14 protein-coding genes are annotated in these 23,164 nt (G+C 70.1%); 10 read left to right on the plus strand and 4 right to left on the minus strand.

Annotation, left to right across the window (positions count from 1 at the left end):
• The first annotated feature begins 204 nt into the window (after positions 1–204).
• From CES90_RS02110 to CES90_RS02125, 4 genes are all read left to right on the plus strand, one after another.
• Positions 205–1,140 carry a rhomboid family intramembrane serine protease gene (locus CES90_RS02110; RefSeq protein WP_189781765.1) on the plus strand — a complete coding sequence of 312 codons (936 nt, stop codon included), beginning with the start codon at positions 205–207 and terminating at the stop codon, positions 1,138–1,140.
• Positions 1,141–1,231: 91 nt separating this feature from the next.
• Positions 1,232–6,361: an HD domain-containing protein gene (locus CES90_RS02115; protein ID WP_229913686.1), complete on the plus strand. Its 5,130-nt coding sequence runs from the start codon at positions 1,232–1,234 to the stop codon at positions 6,359–6,361.
• Positions 6,358–6,696: a hypothetical protein gene (locus tag CES90_RS02120; RefSeq protein ID WP_189781764.1), complete on the plus strand. Its 339-nt coding sequence runs from the start codon at positions 6,358–6,360 to the stop codon at positions 6,694–6,696. Before CES90_RS02115 ends, CES90_RS02120 begins: the two co-directional genes overlap by 4 nt.
• The gene (locus CES90_RS02125; RefSeq protein ID WP_189781763.1) at positions 6,693–7,139 is read left to right on the plus strand and encodes a hypothetical protein; all 447 of its coding nucleotides are present in this window, start codon (positions 6,693–6,695) and stop codon (positions 7,137–7,139) included. Before CES90_RS02120 ends, CES90_RS02125 begins: the two co-directional genes overlap by 4 nt.
• A gap of 139 nt (positions 7,140–7,278) precedes the next feature.
• On the opposite strand, the gene CES90_RS02130 is transcribed toward CES90_RS02125, so the two are convergent.
• The 3 genes from CES90_RS02130 to CES90_RS02140 form a co-directional block, all read right to left on the minus strand.
• Positions 7,279–8,739 (minus strand): glutamate synthase subunit beta, encoded by a 1,461-nt coding sequence (locus CES90_RS02130; RefSeq protein ID WP_189781762.1) that lies wholly within the window; start codon positions 8,737–8,739, stop codon positions 7,279–7,281.
• Entirely contained in the window at positions 8,732–13,336 is a 4,605-nt protein-coding gene (gene gltB / locus CES90_RS02135) for a glutamate synthase large subunit (RefSeq protein ID WP_189781761.1), read from the minus strand. The genes CES90_RS02130 and gltB overlap by 8 nt, the downstream gene beginning before the upstream one ends.
• 382 nt (positions 13,337–13,718) lie before the next feature.
• Positions 13,719–14,447, minus strand: a complete 729-nt coding sequence (locus CES90_RS02140; protein WP_189781760.1) for a VIT1/CCC1 transporter family protein — start codon at positions 14,445–14,447, stop codon at positions 13,719–13,721.
• A 321-nt stretch (positions 14,448–14,768) separates the two neighbouring features.
• On the opposite strand from CES90_RS02140, the gene CES90_RS02145 reads away from it, so the two are divergent.
• The 6 genes from CES90_RS02145 (at position 14,769) to CES90_RS02170 (ending at position 22,019) form a co-directional block, all read left to right on the plus strand.
• A complete protein-coding gene (locus CES90_RS02145; RefSeq protein ID WP_189781759.1) occupies positions 14,769–15,875 on the plus strand; it encodes an ADP-ribosylglycohydrolase family protein in 1,107 nt (368 codons plus the stop codon).
• A 74-nt stretch (positions 15,876–15,949) separates the two neighbouring features.
• Entirely contained in the window at positions 15,950–17,248 is a 1,299-nt protein-coding gene (locus tag CES90_RS02150; RefSeq protein WP_373313290.1) for an ADP-ribosylglycohydrolase family protein, read from the plus strand.
• Positions 17,249–17,255: 7 nt separating this feature from the next.
• Positions 17,256–18,470: an ADP-ribosylglycohydrolase family protein gene (locus CES90_RS02155; RefSeq protein WP_229913685.1), complete on the plus strand. Its 1,215-nt coding sequence runs from the start codon at positions 17,256–17,258 to the stop codon at positions 18,468–18,470.
• The gene (locus tag CES90_RS02160; RefSeq protein ID WP_189781757.1) at positions 18,467–19,975 is read left to right on the plus strand and encodes an ADP-ribosylglycohydrolase family protein; all 1,509 of its coding nucleotides are present in this window, start codon (positions 18,467–18,469) and stop codon (positions 19,973–19,975) included. Before CES90_RS02155 ends, CES90_RS02160 begins: the two co-directional genes overlap by 4 nt.
• On the plus strand, positions 19,963–21,171 hold the full coding sequence (locus tag CES90_RS02165) for a CaiB/BaiF CoA transferase family protein (protein ID WP_189781756.1): 1,209 nt from the start codon (positions 19,963–19,965) through the stop codon (positions 21,169–21,171). The genes CES90_RS02160 and CES90_RS02165 overlap by 13 nt, the downstream gene beginning before the upstream one ends.
• A complete protein-coding gene (locus CES90_RS02170; RefSeq protein WP_189781755.1) occupies positions 21,168–22,019 on the plus strand; it encodes an HpcH/HpaI aldolase/citrate lyase family protein in 852 nt (283 codons plus the stop codon). Before CES90_RS02165 ends, CES90_RS02170 begins: the two co-directional genes overlap by 4 nt.
• Before the next feature lie 110 nt (positions 22,020–22,129).
• Here CES90_RS02170 and lgt read toward each other — a convergent pair whose 3' ends face one another.
• Positions 22,130–23,107 (minus strand): prolipoprotein diacylglyceryl transferase, encoded by a 978-nt coding sequence (lgt, locus tag CES90_RS02175; RefSeq protein ID WP_189781754.1) that lies wholly within the window; start codon positions 23,105–23,107, stop codon positions 22,130–22,132.
• Positions 23,108–23,164: the final 57 nt, after the last annotated feature.

Below are 23,164 nucleotides of genomic sequence, written 5' to 3' on the forward strand. Positions count from 1 at the left end.
ACGCCCACGCCACCCCACCACGGTGGGAACCGATCCAAACGATCCCACCACCTGCGGATCAAACAGGGATCACTTAGCTGATCAGAGACGCTACGGAACGACAAACGCCTCCCCCTCCCCACCCACCACCCACAGTTCGCTATTTTGTTCGCCGCCGTCCCAATCCGGCTCGTCATCAGTCCCATACCCAACAAGGAGCCGGTCGTGGAACCCGAGTCCCCGTCCCCCTCGCCGTCCGAGCCCGCCGTCACCACCTGCTACCGCCACCCGAAGGTGGAGTCGTACGTCCGCTGCACCCGCTGCGAACGCTTCATCTGCCCCGACTGCATGCACGACGCCGCGGTGGGCCACCAGTGCCCGGAGTGTGTGAAGGAAGGCGCCCGGACGGTCCGTCAGGCCCGCACGGCCTTCGGCGGCCGGATCTCGACGGTTCCGCTGGTGACGTACGTCCTGATCGCCCTGAACGTCCTGGCCTACGTGGGCGAACTGATACGCCCGCAGATCGTGGACGACTTCGCGATGCTGGGCCGGGGCCTGCTCGGCCCGGACGGGCTCCACTACGTCTGGCAGGACATCTACCCGGCCGACTTCCAACCCGAAGGCGTCATCGACGGTGAGTGGTACCGCCTCCTCACCGGCGAGTTCCTCCATCTGCCGCCCACCGAGGGCACGTTCGGCATCCTCCACATCGTGATGAACATGGTCACCCTGTGGAACGTCGGCAGGATCGTCGAAGCCCAACTCGGCCGCGCCCGCTACCTCGCCCTCTACCTTCTCTCCGGCCTCGGCGGCGCCGTCCTGGTCCTCCTCCTCGCCCCGGACGACACCACGGTCGGCGCCTCCGGCGCGATCTTCGGTGTCTGCACCGCCTACTACGTCCTCGCCCGCCGCCTGGGCGCCGACCCCTCAAGCGTCAACCGCTTCATGATCGGCCTGCTGCTGTGGCTCGTCATCTCCGCGGTCGCCACCTCCTGGCAGGGCCACCTCGGCGGCCTCCTGACCGGCGGCCTCGTGGCCCTCGCCTTCGCCTACGCCCCACGCGACCGCCGCCGGGCCGTCATCCAGGCGGGGGCGTGCGCGGCGATCCTGGTGCTGTTGGTGGTACTGGCCGTGGGGAAGGTCGCGGCGATGACGACTTGAGGTGGCGCCGTGGCCGACTCCAACACCCTCCGCAAACCTGGCACTTCTGGAATCATGTCGCTGATCAGCGCGGTCGGCGAGGGAGTTCTGGGTGGGGTCCGCGGGCACGGTGCAAGGTGAGTTCCAGGGACGGCGACGGGCGCTGCTGATCGGGGTGACGTCGACTCCGGCCCTCGCGGAGGAGCCAGAGCTCAACGACATGTACGCCGAGCTCACGTGCGCGGAGAAGGACGTCTCGCTCGTGGCCGAGGCGTTGGAGAAGTCGGGCTACGGCATCACCGAGCACCATGCCGGGCGCGTCCCCGCGTTCAAGCTGGGTAAGAGCGGCATCCAGCACGCCCTGCGCCGTTTCTTCGCCTCCTGCGAGCCGGGCGACACCGCCTTCGTCTACGTCTCCTGTCACGGGGTGACGCGCGGCGGCAACGACTTCCTGCTCGCGGCCGACGCCCAGCCCGGCGACCCGCGCTCCGACGGCATCCCGACCCTGATGCAGAGTTCCCTGCTCGGCGCCGACCCCGTCGGACTGCAACTGGAGGCCCTGCGGAAGGGCGTGACCGCCGTCATCTGCCTGGACGCCTGCCGGGAGGCGGAACTGCCTCAGGACGACGACTCGTCCGGTGTCCGGGTACCGGCCCAGGACGTGGTGTGGCTCTACAGCTGCGGCGCCGGCCAGCGCTCGTACGCCGATCAGGAGCACGGCAGTTGGTTCGCCCGAGCCCTGGCACAGGCGCTCGCCCCCGACACTCCGCCGACCACGTTCGGCGAGATCATGCGGCACACCGAGCTGGAGATGCGGCGGCTGGCCGGCGACGAGCCGGTGGATCCGCCGACGGTCAAGCATCTCGCCCCGTTCGGACAGGCCGTCGACACGCTGGAATTGTGCAAGGGGTACAAGGAGCCGCTGCCCTGGGCCGAGATGGTCACGAAGTCCACGCTGTGGGAGCACACTTCGGGCAGCGAGGCGGTCCACGAGCGGGTCAAGGCCGGTCTGGTGGAGCTGGCGGAATACGTGGGCCGCGACGTGGGGCAGTCGCGGGCCCACCAGGACGACCCCTGGCGTGATCTGACATATCCCGCCCGCTTCGAACGCCGACTCGTCGGGCTGATCGAGCGCATCCGGCGAAGCGAACCGCGGGTGCTGCTGTCACCCGCCGAAACGGCGGTGTTGCTGGCGGCGCCCCTGGTGCACGAGGACATCACCGCGGTCGCCCTTGAGGAGCTGCGGCAGGTGCTCGACCACGGTCGACTCGATGAGCACGGCAAGCTGGTCGCCGCCGCCGTGGAGGACGTACGCCGGGCGCACAAGCAGGTGCAGGGCACCCTCGAAACACTGCGCGGGCGGGGTCTGACCGCAGAAGCCCGGGCCGCGGAACACTGGCTGCGGCACCGCTTCATCGCGGACTGGGATCCCCTGTGGGAGCGCACCGGCGACTACCGGTCCGTCGACGCCCTGCTGTGCAAGCTCGCCCGGGTGGTCGCCGACTCCGCCGAGGAGCTGCCGCTCGGCGGTCACTCGGAGCTGTCGCTGCAACGCATCGACGGACAGCTCCGCCAAGTGCTGGGGCACCTGACGGTCGAGCCCGGCGACCGGCCCCGTATCAACGACTCCGAGCACGACGCGTGGAACAACTTCGCTCCCGTACTCGGCGGCAGATGGCGCGCCCAGGAGCTGGCCCAACTGCTGTGGACGGCCAGCCTGTTGTCGGCCGATCCGCGCCGGATGTCCAGTGTGCTCGTCAACCACCTCGGCGCACACGAGCCGCTGGTCCCGCACGAGGCCGTACGGGTCCTGTCCGACGAGTTCGACCTCGCCGCGGTGGGCGACCTGACCGCGGGCGCGTACGGACTCGACGTCCGCTTCCCCTGTCCGCACCCCGCGCTGCACGCGGCCGTCGAGGAACTCGCCGCCCGGGCCGACGCCTCGGTGGCCAGGATCCGCGGCCGCTGGCTCGAACACCGCTCCAGCCTGCCGTCCCTCCTGCGCGGCCTGCCCGGACGGGTCACCGCCCGGCAACTGGTCCCCGAGCCCGGCCAGTACACCGCCCCACTGGAGCGATTCCGTCTCGCCGAGGACGAGATCCGCCCCCTCCTCATGGGCGCGCAGCTGTACGGCGACAAGCTGCTCGCCGTCCGTGAGCTGTACCAGAACGCGCTGGACGCCTGCCGGTTGCGGGACATGCGGCACCAGTACGGCCGGAAGCAGGGCGAGACCGAGGAGGAGTGGACCGGCCAGATCACCTTCACCCAGGGCTGGGACGAGGAGGGGCGCCCTTACATCCAGTGCGAGGACAACGGCACCGGGATGAGCCGCGCCAAGCTCACCTCGATGTTCGCTCGGGCCGGCAAGCGGTACGAGCAGGACCCCGAGTTCATGCAGGAGCGCCGCGAGTGGCGCCGCGCCGAGCTGACCCCCATCGCCCTCAACTCCCGTTTCGGCATCGGCGTGTTCAGCTACTTCATGCTCGCCGAGGAGATCGTCGTCACCACGGCCCCCGTGAACCGCTACGGCCTCCGCGAGTCCCTCGACCGCGCCTCCCGCGTGGAGATCCAGTCCGGCTCCGGTCTGCTCCGCATCACCCCGGGCAAGGGGGCACCCGGTGACGGGGGGACGCGGGTCCGGCTGTACCTGGCCCTCGCCGAGGACGAACAGCCGCCGTTGCTGGTGGAGACGCTGCAGTCGGTGCTGTGGGTGAGCGACTACGCGGTGCGGGCGGTGGAGTACGACCGGGACGACCGGCGGAAGGAGGTGCGGAGCCGGACGTGGGAGCCGGGGAAGCTTCAGGCGGTGGCGCGGTGGCGGGGGCCCGTGGCGCATGTGACGGGGACCGATGTGTGGCTCGTGCAGGGGGATGGGCAGCTGCTGCTCGACGGGGTGGTGGTCTCGGACGCTCCCCGTGTCTTCGGGTTCGTCGCCAACCTTCGGGAGCAGCACCGGCCGGTGCCGAGCGTGGACCGGAACAACCTCCTGTCGTACGACGAGGAGATGGTGCTGGATGAGCTGCATGCTGCTGTGCCGGAGGCTGCGGCGCAGTGGAGCGAGGTGTCGTTGCGGTGGCTGTGGGAGCTCGCCACAAAGCAGCCTCGCCTGGCCGTCGCGCTGCTGGATGCCCTGCGGGCGGACGTGACGGCAATCCTGGAACCGCACGAGAGCGATACGCGGATGCTGCGAGAAAGGCTGCCGTTGAAGTCCACCGGCTGCCTGCCCTTGGACGAAGGGATCATCTCTCAACGCAGGGGAGCTGTGAACCAGAGCCTGGTCCGTTCTCTGTTCAAACGATGGCGTATGACGCAACTGGAGCACACGCCTCGCCTCAAGCAGGAGTTCTGCCCAGAGGGATATCCCACTCCGTCCGGCCTCGACACACTGATCTTCATGGAGGACTCGTCGCAGCGCGGGGGCTGGGCCAACGCTCTGACAGCCGCGGCGAAGGCGGGAGTTCCGGTCAGAGCCGCTGTCAAGGCGCTGCGCCGCTATGCCATCACCGGAGCGTACGTCCCCTCGGTCGCGGACATCCGCTCACAGCTCTCCGTGGGAGTCAACCTCGCCGCTGCCGAACTCTATGCCACGTACCTGGCCAGACCGAAACGTGGGCTCCGCCCTCCGGCACTGCACGCGCCGATGCTGCTCATCTCGGCCGAGCACCAATTGTCTCTCGGCGAGTGCACGTCCTTGCTGCGACATCTCCACGCTCTGGGCGCCGTTCTTCCGTCGGTCCCGGACCTCGACGAGGCACTCGCACGGGAGCGTTTCACTCGTGCGGAAGCGGCTGTACTGGCCGTCGATGCCAGCCTCGGTCAGTTCTCCAAAACCCACTGGTACTCCGGTGACATATCGATCGCGCACCTCAAGCAGCGCATCTCCCTGGCCGGTGACGGCGGGTCGGCCGTCGAGGAACTGCTGCCCCGACTCCGCCGTCTGGCTCCTCTGGGCTTCACGGTGCTGGGAAATCACGACACGCCACGAATCGAGCCCGCCCTGACGGCTGCCGAGCGGCTGCTCCTCAGAGTCGACCTGTCCGTCGGCAATCCCTGGCAGGAGGGATTCGTGTCCATGCGACAACTGGTCCAGGCGTCGGAAGAACTGTCCATCTCACTGGGTGAGGCGGCACGGATTCTCTCCGAGTCGTCCTCCGTCACCGGCATCCGGGTTCCTGATGTCCCTACCGGGGCAACGGATTGGACACCACCATCGTGGATCACCCGTTGTATGCAGCACTGGCAGAAGGAGAAGAAGGCGTTCGGACCTTGGGAACTCGTCAGCGCCCATCTACACACCCGTCAGGCCCGGAACCTGCGAGACGCCGACGAGTTCCGCGAAGCCGTGACCGTACTCGATGCCTGCGGGCTCCTCGCGAAGGACCCGTCCTGGGACCACGAGGCATTGACACGGCAGGCAGCCGCTCCGCGGGTGGGCATATCCAGTCCCGTGTTCGAGTACCACGTTCTCGACGCCAGGCCTGTACCCCTCACGTACTGCATGGACCTCGCTGCCACGGACGAGACACTCGCCAGCGTCCTGCACCGGCTGCGAGCAGCGGAGAAGCACCTTCCCCTCGACCTTCCCGAGCTGCCGCGGGAAGCCCTCCCCCTGCGTGTCGAGGCATACGATCGGCTGCTCCTCCCCGACAACGACTCCATGTCGGAGGACACCGGCGACCACTCCGTACCGATCGTCCGACGCCTCCTCAGCCACGCTGTAAGGCTCGGTATCACGCTTCCTCGATCCATCGACCGGCTTTCCGCACTCACCGTCATCGGAGCCCCTCCCCCACCCGGCGACTTCACCGGTCCCGACGCCGAAGCCCTCGCCGACTTCGTCCCGGACGGTTTCGACCAGATCGCCTTCGACTCAGGCCTCCTCGGCCCCGGCACCCTGGGCCCCCTGGAACTCGTCCTGGTGGCCGGCCGCTTTGGCTGGACCCTGCGGAAGACGTACGACCGGTACGCCCCCTTCCGCTGCCTCGGCCTGGACGTCACCGTCCGCGAACCGACCTTGGAGGAAGGCGAGATCATCCCGCACTGGGCCGACGTCATCGTCCTCACCGGGCAGCTCACCGGCCGTCCCCCCGCAGTCTCGGGAGAGGTTCCCCAGGACCACATCGCCCTCTGCGCGGAGGAAACGGACCTGACGGAGGCAGAGGTCCACGAGATCCTCGGCCGGTACGCCGGCCTCTTTGAACTCCAACTCCCGCCCCAGGAAACCGATCAGGAAGCCAAGTGAGCCCCCTCGACCCGTACAACGCCGAGCCGCACCACACCACCCCTGTCACCTTCCAATGGACCCGCAAGGAATCCGGCGGCAAGGAGGTGTACGAGGCCACCGGCGCCTGTCCGGTGTGCGGTTGCACCATGACCCGGCGCTACTCGGCGGGCCAGTACGCCCAGGCCAAGGGCGGCGGTCTCTTCCACCGCCGCAAGGATCCCGGCCCTCAGCCGTTCAGCACCCTGTGTCTGTGCACCTCCCTGCACACGGGCCGCCCCGACGGGGTGGAAGTCGGCTGTGGCGCACGGATAACCATCGCTTCCTGGACGGCGACGGATGGGGCCCCTCGATGACGTACACGCGCGACGAACTGGACGACGCCGAGCGCCGCCTGGAACAGATCATGCTTCCGGAGCGCCAGTTGGCGGCGGCACTCCAGCAGGCCGAGGGCTACCGCAACTTCGTGGCCTCGCTCACCGGGCTGCTCACCGCGGTGTTCGTCCTCAAGGGGCAGGAAGACCTGAGCAAGCTGCAGGACTGTCCGCGGTGGGCGGTGATCTCCCTTCTGGCCGGCGGCTTCGTGGCCCTGATCGTGGCCTCCTGGCTCACTGTGCTCGCCGCCCACGGCCGCCCAGGGGCGGACTTCTACGGGGAGCCGACCCGGCTGCTGGACTACGAGAACAAACGCCCCGGGGAGATTTCGACGTTGATCGAGTGGGCCAGGTGGCTCGCCGTCCTCGGCATCCTCGCGGTCGCCGCCGCCGTCATCGTCACCTGGGTGACGCCCACGAAGTGACAGGACATGCGACGGCGCCTGCCCAGTCGTCCGGTCGGGGACTGGCGGGCAGGCGCCGTCTCGGGGGGTCTGGGGGGCATGCCCCCCAGATAACCCGCCCGTACGCCGTTGTACGGGACGTATGTGGGGCCTGAGGGGATCAGACCATCAGCGAACGGTCCGTGGGGCGGATCGGTGCCGGAAGGTCGCTCGCGCCCGTGAGGAAGCGGTCGCAACCGCGCGCCGCCGAGCGGCCCTCGGCGATCGCCCACACGATGAGCGACTGGCCACGACCCGCGTCACCGGCCACGAACACGCCCGGCACGTTCGTCTGGAAGTCGGCGTCGCGGGCGATGTTGCCGCGCTCGTCGAGCTCCAGGCCGAACTGCTCGACCAGGCCGTTCTCACGGTCCGTGCCCGTGAAGCCCATCGCCAGCGTGACCAGCTGGGCAGGGATCTTGCGCTCCGTGCCCGGCTTCTGCGTGAGCTTGCCGTCGACGAACTCGACCTCGACGAGGTGCAGCCACTGGACGTTGCCGTCCTCGTCTCCCTCGAAGTGGGTGGTGGAGACGGAGTAGACCCGCTCGCCGCCCTCCTCGTGTGCCGAGGTGACCTTGTAGAGCATCGGGAAGGTCGGCCACGGCTGGTGCGGGGCACGGTCCTCGCCCGGCTTGGGCATGATCTCCAGCTGCGTCACCGAGGCCGCGCCCTGGCGGTGGGCCGTGCCCACACAGTCGGCGCCGGTGTCACCGCCGCCGATGACGACGACGTGCTTGCCCTCGGCCGAGATCGGGGAGGTGACGTAGTCGCCCTCCTGGACCTTGTTGGCCAGCGGCAGGTACTCCATGGCCTGGTGGATGCCGGTGAGCTCGCGGCCGGGGACCGGGAGGTCACGCGCGGTCGTGGCCCCCGCGGCGATCACGACGGCGTCGTACCGCTTCTTCAGGTCCGTCGCCTTGAGGTCGCGGCCGATCTCGATGCCCGTACGGAAGCGGGTGCCCTCCGCGCGCATCTGCTCGATACGGCGGTTGATGTGCCGCTTCTCCATCTTGAACTCGGGGATGCCGTAGCGGAGCAGACCGCCGATGCGGTCGGCGCGCTCGTACACGGCGACCGTGTGGCCGGCCCGCGTCAGCTGCTGGGCGGCCGCCAGGCCCGCCGGGCCCGAGCCGATGACCGCGACCGTCTTGCCGGACAGGCGCTCCGGGATCTGCGGTGCGACGTCGCCCGCGTCCCACGCCTTGTCGATGATCGAGACCTCGACGTTCTTGATGGTCACGGCCGGCTGGTTGATGCCGAGCACACACGCCGACTCGCACGGGGCCGGGCACAGGCGGCCCGTGAACTCCGGGAAGTTGTTCGTGGCGTGCAGGCGCTCCGACGCGGCCGCCCAGTCCTCGCGGTAGGCGTAGTCGTTCCACTCCGGGATGAGGTTCCCGAGCGGACAGCCGTTGTGGCAGAACGGGATACCGCAGTCCATGCAGCGCGACGCCTGCTTGCTGATGATCGGCAGCAGGGAGCCGGGGACGTAGACCTCGTTCCAGTCCTTCAGGCGTACGTCGACGGGGCGGGACTTGGCGACCTCACGGCCGTGGTTCAGGAAGCCCTTCGGGTCAGCCATTGATCGCCGCCTCCATCATCTTCTCGGTGATCTCGGTCTCGGAGAGACCCGCTCGCTCGGCGGCGTCCTTGGCGGCGAGCACTGCCTTGTACGTGCTGGGAATGATCTTGCTGAAGCGGGCCACGGCCTCGTCCCACTCCGCGAGCAGCTTCTCGGCGACCGTCGAACCGGTCTCCTCCGCGTGGCGGCGCACCACGTCGTGCAGCCACTGCTTGTCGTCGTCGGAGAGGGCCTCGATGGCGCCCACGTTGCCGACGTTGACGTTGTCGCGGTCGAGGTCGATGACGTACGCGATGCCGCCGGACATACCGGCCGCGAAGTTGCGGCCCGTCTCGCCGAGGACGACCGCGTGACCGCCGGTCATGTACTCGCAGCCGTGGTCGCCCACGCCCTCGGACACCACCAGGGCGCCGGAGTTACGGACACAGAACCGCTCGCCCGTACGGCCGCGGAGGAACAGCTCGCCACCGGTCGCGCCGTAGGCGATGGTGTTGCCCGCGATCGTCGAGTACTCGGCGAGGTGGTCGGCGCCGCGGTCCGGGCGGACGATGACGCGACCGCCCGACAGACCCTTGCCGACGTAGTCGTTGGCGTCGCCCTCCAGGCGCAGCGTGACACCACGCGGGAGGAAGGCGCCGAAGGACTGGCCCGCCGAGCCGGTGAAGGTGATGTCGATGGTGTCGTCGGGCAGACCGGCCCCGCCGAACTTCTTCGTCACCTCGTGGCCGAGCATCGTGCCGACCGTGCGGTTGATGTTGCGGACCTTGACCTGGGCGCGGACCGGCTGGGCGTCGGTCGCGTCGTTCGCGGCCAGGGCGTCGGCGGCGAGCTTGATCAGCTCGTTGTCGAGCGCCTTCTCCAGACCGTGGTCCTGCTCGATCAGCTGGTGGCGCACCGCGCCCTCGGGCAGCTCGGGCACGTGGAACAGCGGGGCCAGGTCCAGGCCCTGCGCCTTCCAGTGGTCGACCGCGCGGGTCACGTCGAGCGCCTCGGCGTGGCCGACGGCCTCCTCGATGGAGCGGAAGCCCAGCTCGGCGAGGAGCTCGCGGACCTCTTCGGCGATGAACTGGAAGAAGTTCACGACGTACTCGGCCTTGCCGGAGAACCGGTCGCGGAGCGTCGGGTTCTGCGTGGCGATGCCGACCGGGCAGGTGTCCAGGTGGCAGACGCGCATCATGACGCAGCCGGAGACGACCAGCGGCGCGGTCGCGAAGCCGAACTCCTCGGCACCGAGCAGCGCGGCGATGACCACGTCACGTCCGGTCTTCAGCTGGCCGTCGGTCTGGACGACGATGCGGTCGCGCAGGCCGTTGAGCAGCAGCGTCTGCTGGGTCTCGGCGAGGCCGAGCTCCCAGGGACCACCGGCGTGCTTCAGGGAGGTAAGGGGCGAGGCACCCGTACCGCCGTCGTGGCCGGAGATGAGGACGACGTCCGCGTGCGCCTTCGACACACCCGCCGCGACCGTGCCGACGCCGACTTCCGAGACCAGCTTGACGTGAATCCGCGCCTGCGGGTTCGCGTTCTTCAGGTCGTGGATCAGCTGGGCCAGGTCCTCGATGGAGTAGATGTCGTGGTGCGGCGGCGGGGAGATGAGGCCCACGCCCGGCGTCGAGTGACGCGTCTTCGCGACCCACGGGTACACCTTGTGGCCGGGCAGCTGACCGCCCTCACCGGGCTTGGCGCCCTGGGCCATCTTGATCTGGATGTCGTCCGCGTTGACCAGGTACTCGCTGGTCACACCGAAGCGGCCGGAGGCGACCTGCTTGATGCTGGACCGACGCGCCGGGTCGTACAGACGCTCCGGGTCCTCGCCGCCCTCACCGGTGTTGGACTTGCCGCCCAGCTGGTTCATGGCGATGGCGAGCGTCTCGTGCGCCTCGCGGGAGATCGAGCCGTACGACATGGCGCCGGTCGAGAACCGCTTGACGATCTCGGAGACCGGCTCGACCTCGTCGATCGGGACCGGCCGGCGGTCCGACTTGAAGCCGAACAGGCCGCGCAGCGTCATCAGGCGCTCGGACTGCTCGTTCACGCGGTCCGTGTACTTCTTGAAGATGTCGTAGCGCTTGGTGCGGGTCGAGTGCTGGAGGCGGAAGACCGTCTCCGGGTCGAACAGGTGCGGCTCGCCCTCGCGGCGCCACTGGTACTCGCCGCCTATCTCCAGGGCGCGGTGGGCCGGCGCGATGCCGGACGCCGGGTAGCCCTTGGCGTGGCGGGCGGCGACCTCCTTGGCGATGACGTCGATGCCGACGCCGCCGATCTTGGTGGCGGTGCCGTTGAAGTACTTCTCGACGAAGTCGTCGGCCAGGCCGACGGCCTCGAAGACCTGGGCGCCGCGGTAGGAGGCGACCGTCGAGATGCCCATCTTCGACATGACCTTCAGTACGCCCTTGCCGAGGGCGTAGATCAGGTTGCGGATGGCCTGCTCGGGCTCGATGCCGGAGAGGAACGTTCCAGCGCGGACGAGGTCCTCGACGGACTCCATCGCGAGGTACGGGTTGACCGCCGCGGCACCGTAGCCGATGAGCAGGGCGACGTGGTGGACCTCGCGGACGTCACCGGCCTCGACCAGCAGGCCCACCTGGGTGCGCTGCTTGGTGCGGATGAGGTGGTGGTGGACGGCCGCGGTGAGCAGCAGCGACGGGATCGGCGCATGCTCGGCGTCCGAGTGGCGGTCGGACAGGACGATCAGGCGGGCGCCGTTGTCGATGGCGGCGTCGGCCTCGGCGTAGATCTCCTCGATACGGGCGGCCAGCGCCTCGCCACCGCCGCTCACCCGGTACAGGCCGGACAGTGTGGCGGCCTTCATGCCGGGCATGTCGCCGTCGGCGTTGATGTGGATGAGCTTGGCCAGCTCGTCGTTGTCGATCACCGGGAAGGGCAGGGTGACGCTGCGGCACGACGCGGCGCTCGGCTGCAGGATGTTGCCCTCGGGGCCCAGCGAGGAGCGCAGAGAAGTGACCAGCTCTTCACGGATGGCGTCCAGCGGCGGGTTGGTGACCTGCGCGAACAGCTGGGTGAAGTAGTCGAACAGCAGACGCGGGCGCGAGGAGAGCGCGGCGATCGGCGAGTCCGTACCCATGGAGCCGATCGGCTCGGCACCGGCCTTGGCCATGGGCGCGAGGATGACGCGCAGCTCCTCTTCGGTGTAACCGAAGGTCTGCTGGCGGCGGGTGACCGAGGCGTGGGTGTGCACGATGTGCTCGCGCTCGGGCAGGTCGGAGAGCTCGATCTCGCCGGCCTCCAGCCACTCCGCGTACGGGTTCTCCGCGGCGAGCTGGGCCTTGATCTCGTCGTCCTCGATGATGCGGTGCTCGACGGTGTCGACGAGGAACATCTTGCCGGGCTGCAGGCGGCCCTTGCGGACGACCTTGGAGGGCTCGATGTCGAGGACGCCGACCTCGGAGCCGAGGACGACGAGGCCGTCGTCGGTGACCCAGTAGCGGCCGGGGCGAAGGCCGTTGCGGTCGAGAACGGCGCCGACCTGCTTGCCGTCGGTGAAGGTGACACAGGCCGGGCCGTCCCAGGGCTCCATCATCGTGGAGTGGTACTGGTAGAAGGCGCGCCGGGCCGGTTCCATGGAGTCGTGGTTCTCCCACGCCTCCGGAATCATCATCAGCACGGAGTGCGGAAGCGAACGGCCGCCGAGGTGGAGCAGCTCGAGGACCTCGTCGAACGAGGCGGAGTCGGAGGCGTCCGGCGTACAGATCGGGAAGATCCGCTCCAGCTTCTCCTGCGGGCCGAACAGGTCGGACACCAGCTGCGACTCACGGGCGCGCATCCAGTTGCGGTTGCCCATGACCGTGTTGATCTCGCCGTTGTGCGCGACGAAGCGGTACGGGTGGGCGAGCGGCCACGACGGGAAGGTGTTCGTGGAGAAGCGCGAGTGGACGAGCGCGATGGCCGAGGCGAAGCGGCGGTCGGACAGGTCCGGGAAGAAGGGCTCCAGCTGGCCGGTGGTGAGCATGCCCTTGTAGACGATGGTCCGCGCGGACAGTGAGGGGAAGTAGACGTCGACCTCGCGCTCGGCGCGCTTGCGCAGCACGAACGTCTTGCGGTCGAGGTCGATGCCGGCGACAGACGCGGCGGAACCGTCGCTGACGAAGATCTGCCGGAAGGCGGGCATCGTCGAGCGGGCCGTGGCGCCGAGCAGTTCGGGGGCGACGGGCACCTCGCGCCAGCCGAGGACGGTGAGGCCCTCCTCGGCGGCGATGGCCTCGATACGGGCGGCGGCGTCGTCCGCGCCCTCCTCGGGCAGGAAGGCGATACCGGCGGCGTAGGCACCGGCCTCGGGCAACTCGAATCCGGCCACCTCACGGAAGAACGTGTCGGGGACCTGCGAGAGAATGCCGGCGCCGTCACCCGAATCGGGCTCCGAACCGGTCGCCCCTCGGTGCTCCAGGTTACGCAGAACCGTGAGCGCCTGCTCGACCAGCGCATGGCTCGCCTCGCCGGTGAGGGTGGCCACAAAGCCGACGCCACAGGCGTCGCGCTCGTTGCGGGGGTCGTACATACCCTGCGCAGCAGGGCGAGCATCCATGAACGACCAGTTCTGGCCGTTCTCGGAGTGCTGGGACGGCTGGCGCGGCGTACGCATCGGCTCTCCCGTCGTCGTCTATCTGGCATATACAGGTGCCGAGGGACGACGTTGGCCCTCTGCGGAATGGCAAAATTTCGTGCAGGTTACATGATGAAACGGTTCTCGGGAACTGGATACTTCGTTTCAACATACGGGACGCCGCGAGTGCGGAGCGGGTACTGCGCACGGCGGCGGGATAAGGGGGAGCCAACCGGACAGATCGATGTCCATCGACTCGGCGCAGAGGGCGGTGCCGCCCACCACTGGAGGTACTGCGGAAGATTGCGGAGCAGGCGTCATTGCCAGCGGTGCTTACGGCTCATGCCCAGCGGTTAAGCATTCGAAACCGCCTAGTAACGGCTACTTATGCGGGCCGTCGCATACGTAGCCATCCGATCCATCATACGGCGGCTCCGAACAGGCTGCCCAGGGCGTACGTCACACCCGCCGCGGCACCCCCGAGGGCCAGCTGTCGCAGCCCGCTGAACCACCAGGTACGGGCCGTCACCCTGGCCACCACCGCACCGCACGCGAAGAGCCCGAGGAGCGCGACCAGCACGGCGGGCCACAGGCCGCCCACGCCGAGCAGATACGGCAGTACGGGCAGCAGGGCACCCAGCGCGAAGGAGCCGAAGCTCGACACGGCGGCGACGGTCGGCGAGGGAAGGTCGCCGGGGTCGATACCCAGCTCCTCCCTGGCATGGATCTCCAGGGCCTGCTCGGGATCGCGCGAGAGCTGACGCGCCACCTCATGGGCGAGCACCGGCTCGACACCGCGGGCCTGGTAGAGCGCGGCCAACTCCTTCTCCTCGTCCTTGGGATACTTGCGCAACTCCCGGCGCTCGACGTCGAGTTCGGCCTCGACGAGTTCACGCTGCGAGGCGACGGAGGTGTACTCGCCCGCGGCCATGGAGAAGGCACCGGCGGCGAGGCCCGCGAGCCCGGCAATGACGATCGTCTCCCGCCCCGCCGCCCCGCCCGCGACACCGGTCATCAGCGCCAGGTTGGACACGAGCCCGTCCATGGCCCCGAACACGGCCGGCCGCAACCAGCCCCCGTTCACGTCCCGGTGGGTGTGGTTGTCACGGTGCGCCTCGTGCAGCGCGGCCTCGGTTTCAATGATCGCCATACGTCGAACGTACGCTCGGAAAATCGCTTCTGCCAGCAAGGAAGGCCGTACTTACCCGGAACGGGCCGAGGGTTCACGGCTGTTCGAGGAATCGTTTCCGCTCATTCGTACATGGTCCTGCACAGATGTCGACCGGGTGATACGAGCGCGTTCTGGGCGCCGGTGAGGCCTCCGATGTGGCAGAGATCTCCAAGAGAAATCCAGAAATCCTCAGAACAGAGAAATCTTCACAGCGGATCAACTGCCCACAAGGGCCGACTGCCCATGGGCCAGACATTGCCCACAGGGCCGGACTGCCCGTAGGGCCAGAGAGGCGACCGTATGCCTTCCATCGCCTGCGTTCCTTCGGTCCCGACGCCCGGGGACGCCATCGATCTGCGCGATCGGGCGCGCGGCGCCCTGCTCGGGCTCGCCGTCGGGGACGCGCTGGGGGCGCCCGCGGAGAACATGAAGCCCTCCGAGATCCGCGCACGCTGGGGCCGCATCACCGGGTACGTGGCGGAGAACCCCTCGGGCACGGACGACACCGAGTACGCCATCTTCTCCGGGCTGCTGCTGGCCCGGCACGGCTCGGCGCTCACCGTCACGCATGTGGAGACGGCCTGGCACCAGTGGATCGCGGACCAGGACGAGGGGCCGTTCCGCGGCGCCGGCTTCAGCGAACGCGGCACCCTGGAGAACCTCCGCCGGGGCCTGGCCGCACCGATCTCCGCCCAGCACCGGCACGCCTGGAGCGACGGCCTGGCGATGCGCGCGGCCCCCTTCGGCGTCTTCGCGGCGGGCCGCCCCGCCGAGGCCGCCCGTCTGGTCGCCATCGACGGCTCGGTGAGCCACGAGGGCGAGGGCATCTACGGCGGCCAGGCGGTCGCCGCGGGCGTGGCAGCGGCGATGGCGGGCGCACCCACGATCGCCGTCGTGGCCTCCGCCCTCGCCGTGATCCCCGACGACTCCTGGACCGCCCGTTCCCTGCGCCGCGCGGTCGCCGGCGCCCACCGCGGCGAACGAGCGGTCCGCTCCGCGGTCGTCATCGGCGGCTACCCCTGGACCGACCTGGCGCCCGAAGCCGTCGCCCTCGCCTTCGGCGCCTACGCGGCAGCCGACGGCGACTTCACCGAGTCCGTCCTCACCGCGGTCAACATGGGCCGCGACGCCGACACGACGGCGGCGGTGGCGGGCGCGTTGGCCGGCGCGACCCGGGGAACCTCGGCGATCCCTCCCGACTGGGCCACGGCCATCGGCCCCGCCCGAGGCGGCTGCCTCCCCTCGATGGCCGGCCACCACGTCCTGGACGTAGCGGAACTGCTGGTCCCGAGCGAGGGCGGCAAGTGGACCACCACCACGGCCCCCCTGCACCACGACACCCGGCCACCCCCGGCCCCCACCACCTTCACCCTCACCCCGGACAACCCCACGGAGACCCCTTCATGACACCACCCGCCCCTTGGGAGGAAACGACACCTACGGCAATGCCCGTGCCGGGAGAGGGGTCGACGTCTGTCGCGATGGAACTCACGGTCACGGCGAAGCCGACCGGACCCGCGGCCGCCGGCGGTGAGGACGCCCCGCAGGGGCCACCGGCACTCGACCACGAAAGTCGCACGGGTGGTGCGGTGGGGAAAACGAAGGCCGAGCGCGAAGCCGAGGCCGAGAGGCTCCGCCCCCAACCCCGCCGTATCGAAGGCCTCCGCCGTATCGAAGGCCTCCTCCTCGGCCTGGCCGCAGGCGACGCCGCCGGCTGGCCCGCCGCACGGCACCGCGCCGCACGCATGCCGGAGTGGACCCGCCGCCTCACCCGCGAACTGGACACCTTCGCCGAGCAGAACGCGACAACCACCCTCCCCGTCCCGATCGCGCTCAACCAACCCCCGGAACCCCTACGACTCGGCCCCTCCGACGACGCGGAATGGGCGGCGTTCGCCGCGGAGGCCCTCCTCCGCGCCGGCGACGCGGCCGCCCTCGGCGACCTCAGCCTGGAACGCCGTACACGAGCCTCCATCGACCTCTCCTGGAACACCGTGGCCAGCGAAATCGCGGCGGCCGCCGAACGCGCCCCCGAGGTCGAGTCCGCCGTACTCCCCCTACGCGCCCGCATCTCCGTACGCGCCGGCCTCGGCAACCTCGCCACCGGCCTCCGCCCACCCGCCACCGGCCACGACAACCCGCACTACTTCGACGACGCGGCCTGCGTACGCGCCTGCGTACTGGCGGTCGCCCACCCGGGCGCCCCCCAACTCGCCGCCGACCTCGCCGAGTTCGACGCCCGCTACACCCAGGACGGCGACGGCGTGCACGGCGCCCGCGCCATGGCCGCCGCCGTGGCGCTCGCCCTCGTCGGCGCGGACGTGGACGACTGCGCGACCGCCGCTCTCGCCGAACTACCGGCGGAAACGGAGATCGGCCGCAACGCCCGCCACGCCCTGCACCTCGCCCAACAGCACAAAAAAGAAGGAACATTCGCCCTGGTCCCGCTCCTGGAGCACCAGATCGTCGACCACGTCTACAGCTACGGCATCGCCGCCGCCGAGACCGTCCCCGTGGCCCTCGCCCTCGCCACCGCAGCCCACGGCCGAATCGCCGAGGCGGTCCCCGCCGCCGCCTGCCTCTCCCGAGTCGCCGACTCCGCCCCCGCCCTCGCCGGCGCCCTGACCGGCGCACTCAGCGGCGGCGTCGCCATCCCCGACGCCTGGCGCGACGCCTGCCGCACCCTCTCCGGCTGCGCCCTCCCCCGCCTCACGGGTACGGATCTCGTACACCTCGCCGAACTTCTCGCAGCCACGGAACTCGCCACCCCAGGAGGATGATTCGGGCATGACGCCCCCCATGGACCCCCATCCGGAAGCAACCACCGAATCAACCACCGAATCCACCACCGAAGCAGCCATCACCGCGACGCTCGAAGACCGCATCACCGGCGCCCTGGTCGGCGCCGCGGTCGGCGACGCCCTCGGCGGCCCGGTCGAGGGCTACTCCCCCGACCAGATCACCGAACGCCACGGCGGCCGAATCCACGGCATCGTCGGCCCCTGGAACGGCGAAGACTGGCGCACCGCCCGCCCCATCGCCCCGTACCACAAGGGCGACGGCCACGTCACCGACGACACCTTGATGACCCACGCGCTGGTACGGGTCTACGCGAAGGTCCGCGACCACCTGGACGCGTACGCCGTCGCCGAGCACCTGGTGCCCGACATGATGACCACCCCGCGCTGGATCCCGGAGCTGGAGGCGGAGGCCCTCCCCCTGCACCGTGTCTTCCTCGCGGAGAAGTGGCTGGTCGCCCGCCTCCACTACGGCCACAACGACCCCCGCGAGGCCGGCGTCGGAAACATCGTCAACTGCGGCGCCGCGATGTACATGGCCCCGGTCGGCCTGGTCAACGCGGCCGACCCGAGGGGCGCGTACGCCGAGGCCCTCGACATCGCGGGCGCCCACCAGTCGTCGTACGGCAGGGAGGCGGCGGGCGCGTTCGCCGCGGCGGTGGCGGCCGCGTGCGCACCGGGCGCGACGGCGGAGTCGGTGATCGAGGCCTGTCTGTCCCTGGCGAAGGACGGCACGCAGGCGGCGATCGAGTCGGTGTGCGAAGTGGCGGCCCGCTACACGGACTTCGAGTCGGCACTACGCCCCCTCCGCGACGCGGTGGTGCCCTTCGACACGGTCGGTCCCGACTACCGTTCCCCCTCCCTCGGCGCCCGCCGCCCCTCCCGCCTCCACGCGATCGAGGAACTCCCCATCGCCCTCGGCATGTTGCTGGTGTCCCGCGGCGACTACCGCCACGCGGTCCTGGGCTCGGTGAACTACGGCCGCGACTGCGACTCGATCGCCACGATGTCGGGCGCCCTGGCAGGTGCGTTGGGCTCCGAGATCCCGCCGGACTGGGCGAAGACGGTGGCGGAGGCAAGCCGCCTGGACCTGCACGCCCCCGCCGCGACGCTGGCGGAGGTCACCCGCGAGATCCACGACCGGGACGTACGCCGCCGCCGCGCCCACGAGGCCGCCTTCACCACCCTGGCGGCCCCCCGGTGACCCCCCTCCGCCTCACCTGGGTCCAACCCGAGGACCTCCTCGCCCACGAACTCCGCCAGGCGACCCAGGACGGCCGCGAACCCTCGGCCATCGCCGCCCGCTGGCGAGCGGCCGGCGGCCCGGCGGCCCCCGTGCGCGCAGGCGCCTCACCCCAACCGGCCTCCCGCTACCTGCGATTGCTGGCCGAAGACTTGCTGGACGAACTGGCAGACCTGCCGAGCAGCTTGGCGGAGAACGAGCCGACGGAGCTGAGCAAGATCAAGGCTCAGTGTCCACACTGGCCCATCCGCACTGCGGGCAATCGTGCCGCTGGGGTGATGGGGGTCCCCTCGCTCGAGCGGAGCCGAGAGCGGAGCCGAGAGCGGAGCCGAGTGCGGGGGAGGGTGGGCGCAGCCGGCACCCTGTCGGCGCAGGCCAGCGCCACTCCCCCCACCCCAGCCACCCACCTCCCCCGCCTGGAAGCCGCCTGGCTGGGCAGAGCCACCGGCTGCCTCCTGGGCAAACCCGTCGAGAAACTCCCCCTCTCCGCCATCCGCCAACTCGCCCAGTCCACCGGCAACTGGCCCCTGGCCACCTACTTCACCGCCAGCGGAGTCCCCGCCGACCTCCTCCGGGCCCACCCCTGGAACCGCCGCTCGGCCAACACCTCCCTCGCCGAGAACATCGACGGCATGCCCGAGGACGACGACCTCAACTACCCCCTCCTCAACCTGCTCCTCCTCAGGCGCCACGGCCCCGACTTCACCACCACCGACGTCGCCCGCCTCTGGCTCGACGAACTGCCCGCAGGCCGCACCTTCACCGCCGAACGCATCGCCTACCGCAACCTCCTCACCGGCATCGACCCACCCCGCACAGCCCGCCACCGCAACCCCTTCCGCGAATGGATCGGCGCCCTCATCCGCGCGGACGTCCACGGCTGGACCAACCCGGGCAACCCTGCCGCCGCAGCGGAACAGGCCCACCGCGACGCCACCCTCACCCACACGGCGAACGGCGTCTACGCGGCGATGTTCATCGCGGCCACCATCGCCGAGGCGGCGACCGGCAGCCACAACATCCACCACTGCCTACGCACGGGACTGACCGTCGTCCCCCCGCGCTCCCGCCTGGCCGGAGCGATCGAGTACGCCCTCCAACTCACCGTGGACCACGCCGACTTCGACACGATCGTCGACGAACTCCACACCACCTACGCCGATCACCACTGGGTTCACGCCATCCCCAACACCGCCCTGCTCACCGCCGCCCTCACCGACGCGGACGGCGACTTCACGGCCTCCATCTGCCGTGCGGTGTCCGGCGGTTGGGACACCGACTCCAACGGCGCGACGGCGGGCAGCATCGCGGGCCTGCTCGCCGGCTGCCCGGAAGCACTCCCGGACCGCTGGACGACCCCCCTCAAGAACCGTCTGGCCACCTCCATCGCCGACTTCAACGGCATCGGCTTCGACACCCTGGCCCAGCTCACCCTCCGGGAGACCGCTCTTCCATGCCCGCAGTGAACGACACGCCGTCGGCCCCGCTCACCGCCCTCCGGGTCCTCGACCTGGCCACCTTGTTCGCCGGCCCCTTGGCCGCCACGATGCTCGGTGACTTCGGCGCGGAGGTCATCAAGGTCGAGCACCCCACCAAGCCGGACCCGTCCCGAGGCCACGGCCCCTCGAAGGACGGCGTGGGCCTGTGGTGGAAACTCCTCGGCCGCAACAAACGCACACTGACGCTGAACCTCTCCAAGCCCGGCGGCCGCGACACGCTCCTCCGCCTCGCCGCGACCAGCGACGTGATCATCGAGAACTTCCGCCCCGGCACCCTGGAGAAATGGGGCCTGGGCTGGAAGGAACTCTCCGCCGCGAACCCCCGCCTGGTCCTCGCCCGCGTCACCGGTTTCGGCCAGTTCGGCCCGTACGCGCATCGCCCCGGCTTCGGCACCCTCGCCGAGGCGATGAGCGGCTTCGCCGCGATCACCGGCGAACCCGACGCCCCACCCGTCCTCCCGCCCTTCGGCCTCGCCGACTCCATCGCCGGCCTGGCGACGGCGTACGCGGTGATGACGGCCCTGGCCGCCCGCGACCGCACGGGCGAGGGGCAGGTCGTCGACATGGCGATCATCGAGCCGATCCTCACGGTCCTCGGCCCCCAACCCCTCTGGTACGACCAGCTCGGCCACGTCCAGCCCCGCACCGGCAACCGTTCCGCCAACAACGCCCCCCGCAACACCTACCGCACGGCGGACGGCTCCTGGGTCGCGGTCTCCACCTCGGCCCAGTCGGTCGCCGAGCGTGTGATGCGCCTGGTCGGCCGCCCCGAGCTGATCGACGAGCCCTGGTTCGGCTCAGGCGCCGACCGTGCCCGTCACGCCGATGTCCTCGACGAGGCGGTCGGCGCGTGGATCGCCCGTCACACCCGTGAGGAGGTCATCGACGCGTTCGAGAAGGCGGAGGCGGCGGTCGCTCCCATCCAGGACGTACGAGAGGTGATGACGGACCCTCAGTACCGGGCCCTGGAGACCATCACCACCATCGACGATCCCGAACTGGGCCCGTTGCGCATGCAGAATGTCCTCTTCCGCCTCTCCGCCACCCCCGGCGCCATCCGCTGGGCGGGCCGTCCGCACGGCGCCGACACGGAAGCGATCCTGACCGAACTGGGCCTGACGGAGACGGACGTCACGGCGCTCCGCGAGGAGGGCGCGCTGTGATCCCCCAGACCACGGCCTTCCCCCTGACCTGGCTCTACGTCCCCGGAGACCGCCCGGATGTCGTGGCCAAGGCCCTGTCCTCCGGCGCGGACGTGGTGATCGTCGACCTGGAGGACGCCGTCGCCCCCGACCGCAAGGAGTACGCCCGCTCGGCCACCGCCGAACTCCTCTCGGAGCGCCCGCCGGTCCCAGTCCACGTACGCGTCAACCCCCTGCACACGGCCCGCTCGGCAGCGGACCTCAAGACCCTCACCCCACTCCCGGGCCTCTCCGCCCTCCGTCTGCCCAAGGTCACGTCCCCCGCCGACGTCGTACGGATCGCGGAACGAACCGCCCCCGCCGACGGCGGCGCCATCCCCCTGTACGCCCTCGTCGAGTCGGCCCTGGGCGTCGAACGCGCCTACGACATCGCCTCCGCCCACCCCGCCGTCCGCGGCCTGGCCCTGGGCGAGGCCGACCTCCGCGCCGACCTGTGCGTCCAGCACGACACCGCCCTGGACTGGCCCCGCTCCCGAGTGATCGTCGCCGCCCGCGCCGCCGGCCTCCCCGCCCCCGCCCAGTCGATCTACCCCGACACCAGAGACCTGGCCGGCCTCGCCCACTCCTGCGCCCACGGCCGCACCCTGGGCTTCCTCGGTCGCGCGGCCATTCACCCCCGCCAGCTCCCCGTCATCGAACGGGCCTACGCCCCCACCCGGCAGGAGATCGAGTCAGCCGAGGAAATCCTGGAAGCCGCATCCACCACCCCCGGCGCCCAAGCCCTCCCCAACGGCCGCTTCATCGACCAAGCAGTAGTGGAAAGCGCCCACAGAACCCTGACCTTGGCCAACCGCTACACCAAACATTGACCGCCCCAGCCCAGCCCTGAGCCCGACCAAAAACCCACCCGCCCTTTCAGAGCGGGTGGGTGGGGAACATCCGCCGTGGAGCGGCGAATCACAGCAACCCGAGCGAAACCTCAGCTCTTCTCGACGGACTCAGCCCGATCCCCGTCCTCGGCCTCAGCCTCAGCCTCGGACTTCTCCTCCGCCTTCCCCGAGGGCTCCACAGACTCCGAGTCCTTGTCCTCGCCCTTCTCAAGGTCCACGGAATCCGAGCCCGCGTCCCCGTCCCCGTCGGAGACGCCCGGCTCCACGGCTTCCTCCCGCCCCGGCCGCTTCCGGGCCGACAGCACGAGGTAGACGACGGCGAGCAGGAACACGAACAGCGCGGTCCAGTTGTTGAGCCGCAGCCCAAGGATGTGGTGGGCGTCGTCGACCCGCATGTACTCGATCCAGAACCGCCCGGCACAGTACGCGGCCACGTACAACGCGAACGCCCGCCCATGCCCGAGCTTGAACCGCCGGTCGGCCCAGATGACGAGCACCGCGACACCGATGCACCACAGCGACTCGTAGAGGAACGTGGGGTGGTACGTCCCCGGCATCCGCCCGTCCGTGGAGGACGTGATCTCCACGGCCCACGGCAGATCCGTCGGCCGCCCGTACAGCTCCTGGTTGAACCAGTTGCCCCACCGCCCGATCGCCTGCGCGAGCGCGATCCCGGGCGCGACGGCATCGGCGTACGCGGGCAGCGGGATGCCACGACGGCGGCACCCGATCCACGCCCCCACGGCACCGAGGGCGATCGCGCCCCAGATACCGAGCCCGCCCTCCCACACCTTGAAGGCGTCCACCCAGTTACGGCCTTCGCTGAAGTACAGCTCGTAGTCCGTGATCACGTGGTAGAGCCGACCGCCGATGAGGCCGAAGGGCACGGCCCAGACCGCGATGTCGGCGACCGTACCGGCCCGCCCACCTCGCGCGATCCAGCGTTTGTTGCCGAGCCAGACCGCTACGAAGACACCGATGATGATGCAGAAAGCGTAGCCGCGCAGCGGGACGGGACCGAGGTACAGCACCCCGCGCGACGGGCTGGGAATGTAGGCAAGTTCCATGGCAGGGTCGACGCTACCTTGCCGGGCCCGGCAGACGGCAGGCAGCCCGGCAACGGG

It is taken from the genome of Streptomyces capitiformicae (assembly GCF_002214185.1).
Classification (GTDB): domain Bacteria; phylum Actinomycetota; class Actinomycetes; order Streptomycetales; family Streptomycetaceae; genus Streptomyces; species Streptomyces capitiformicae.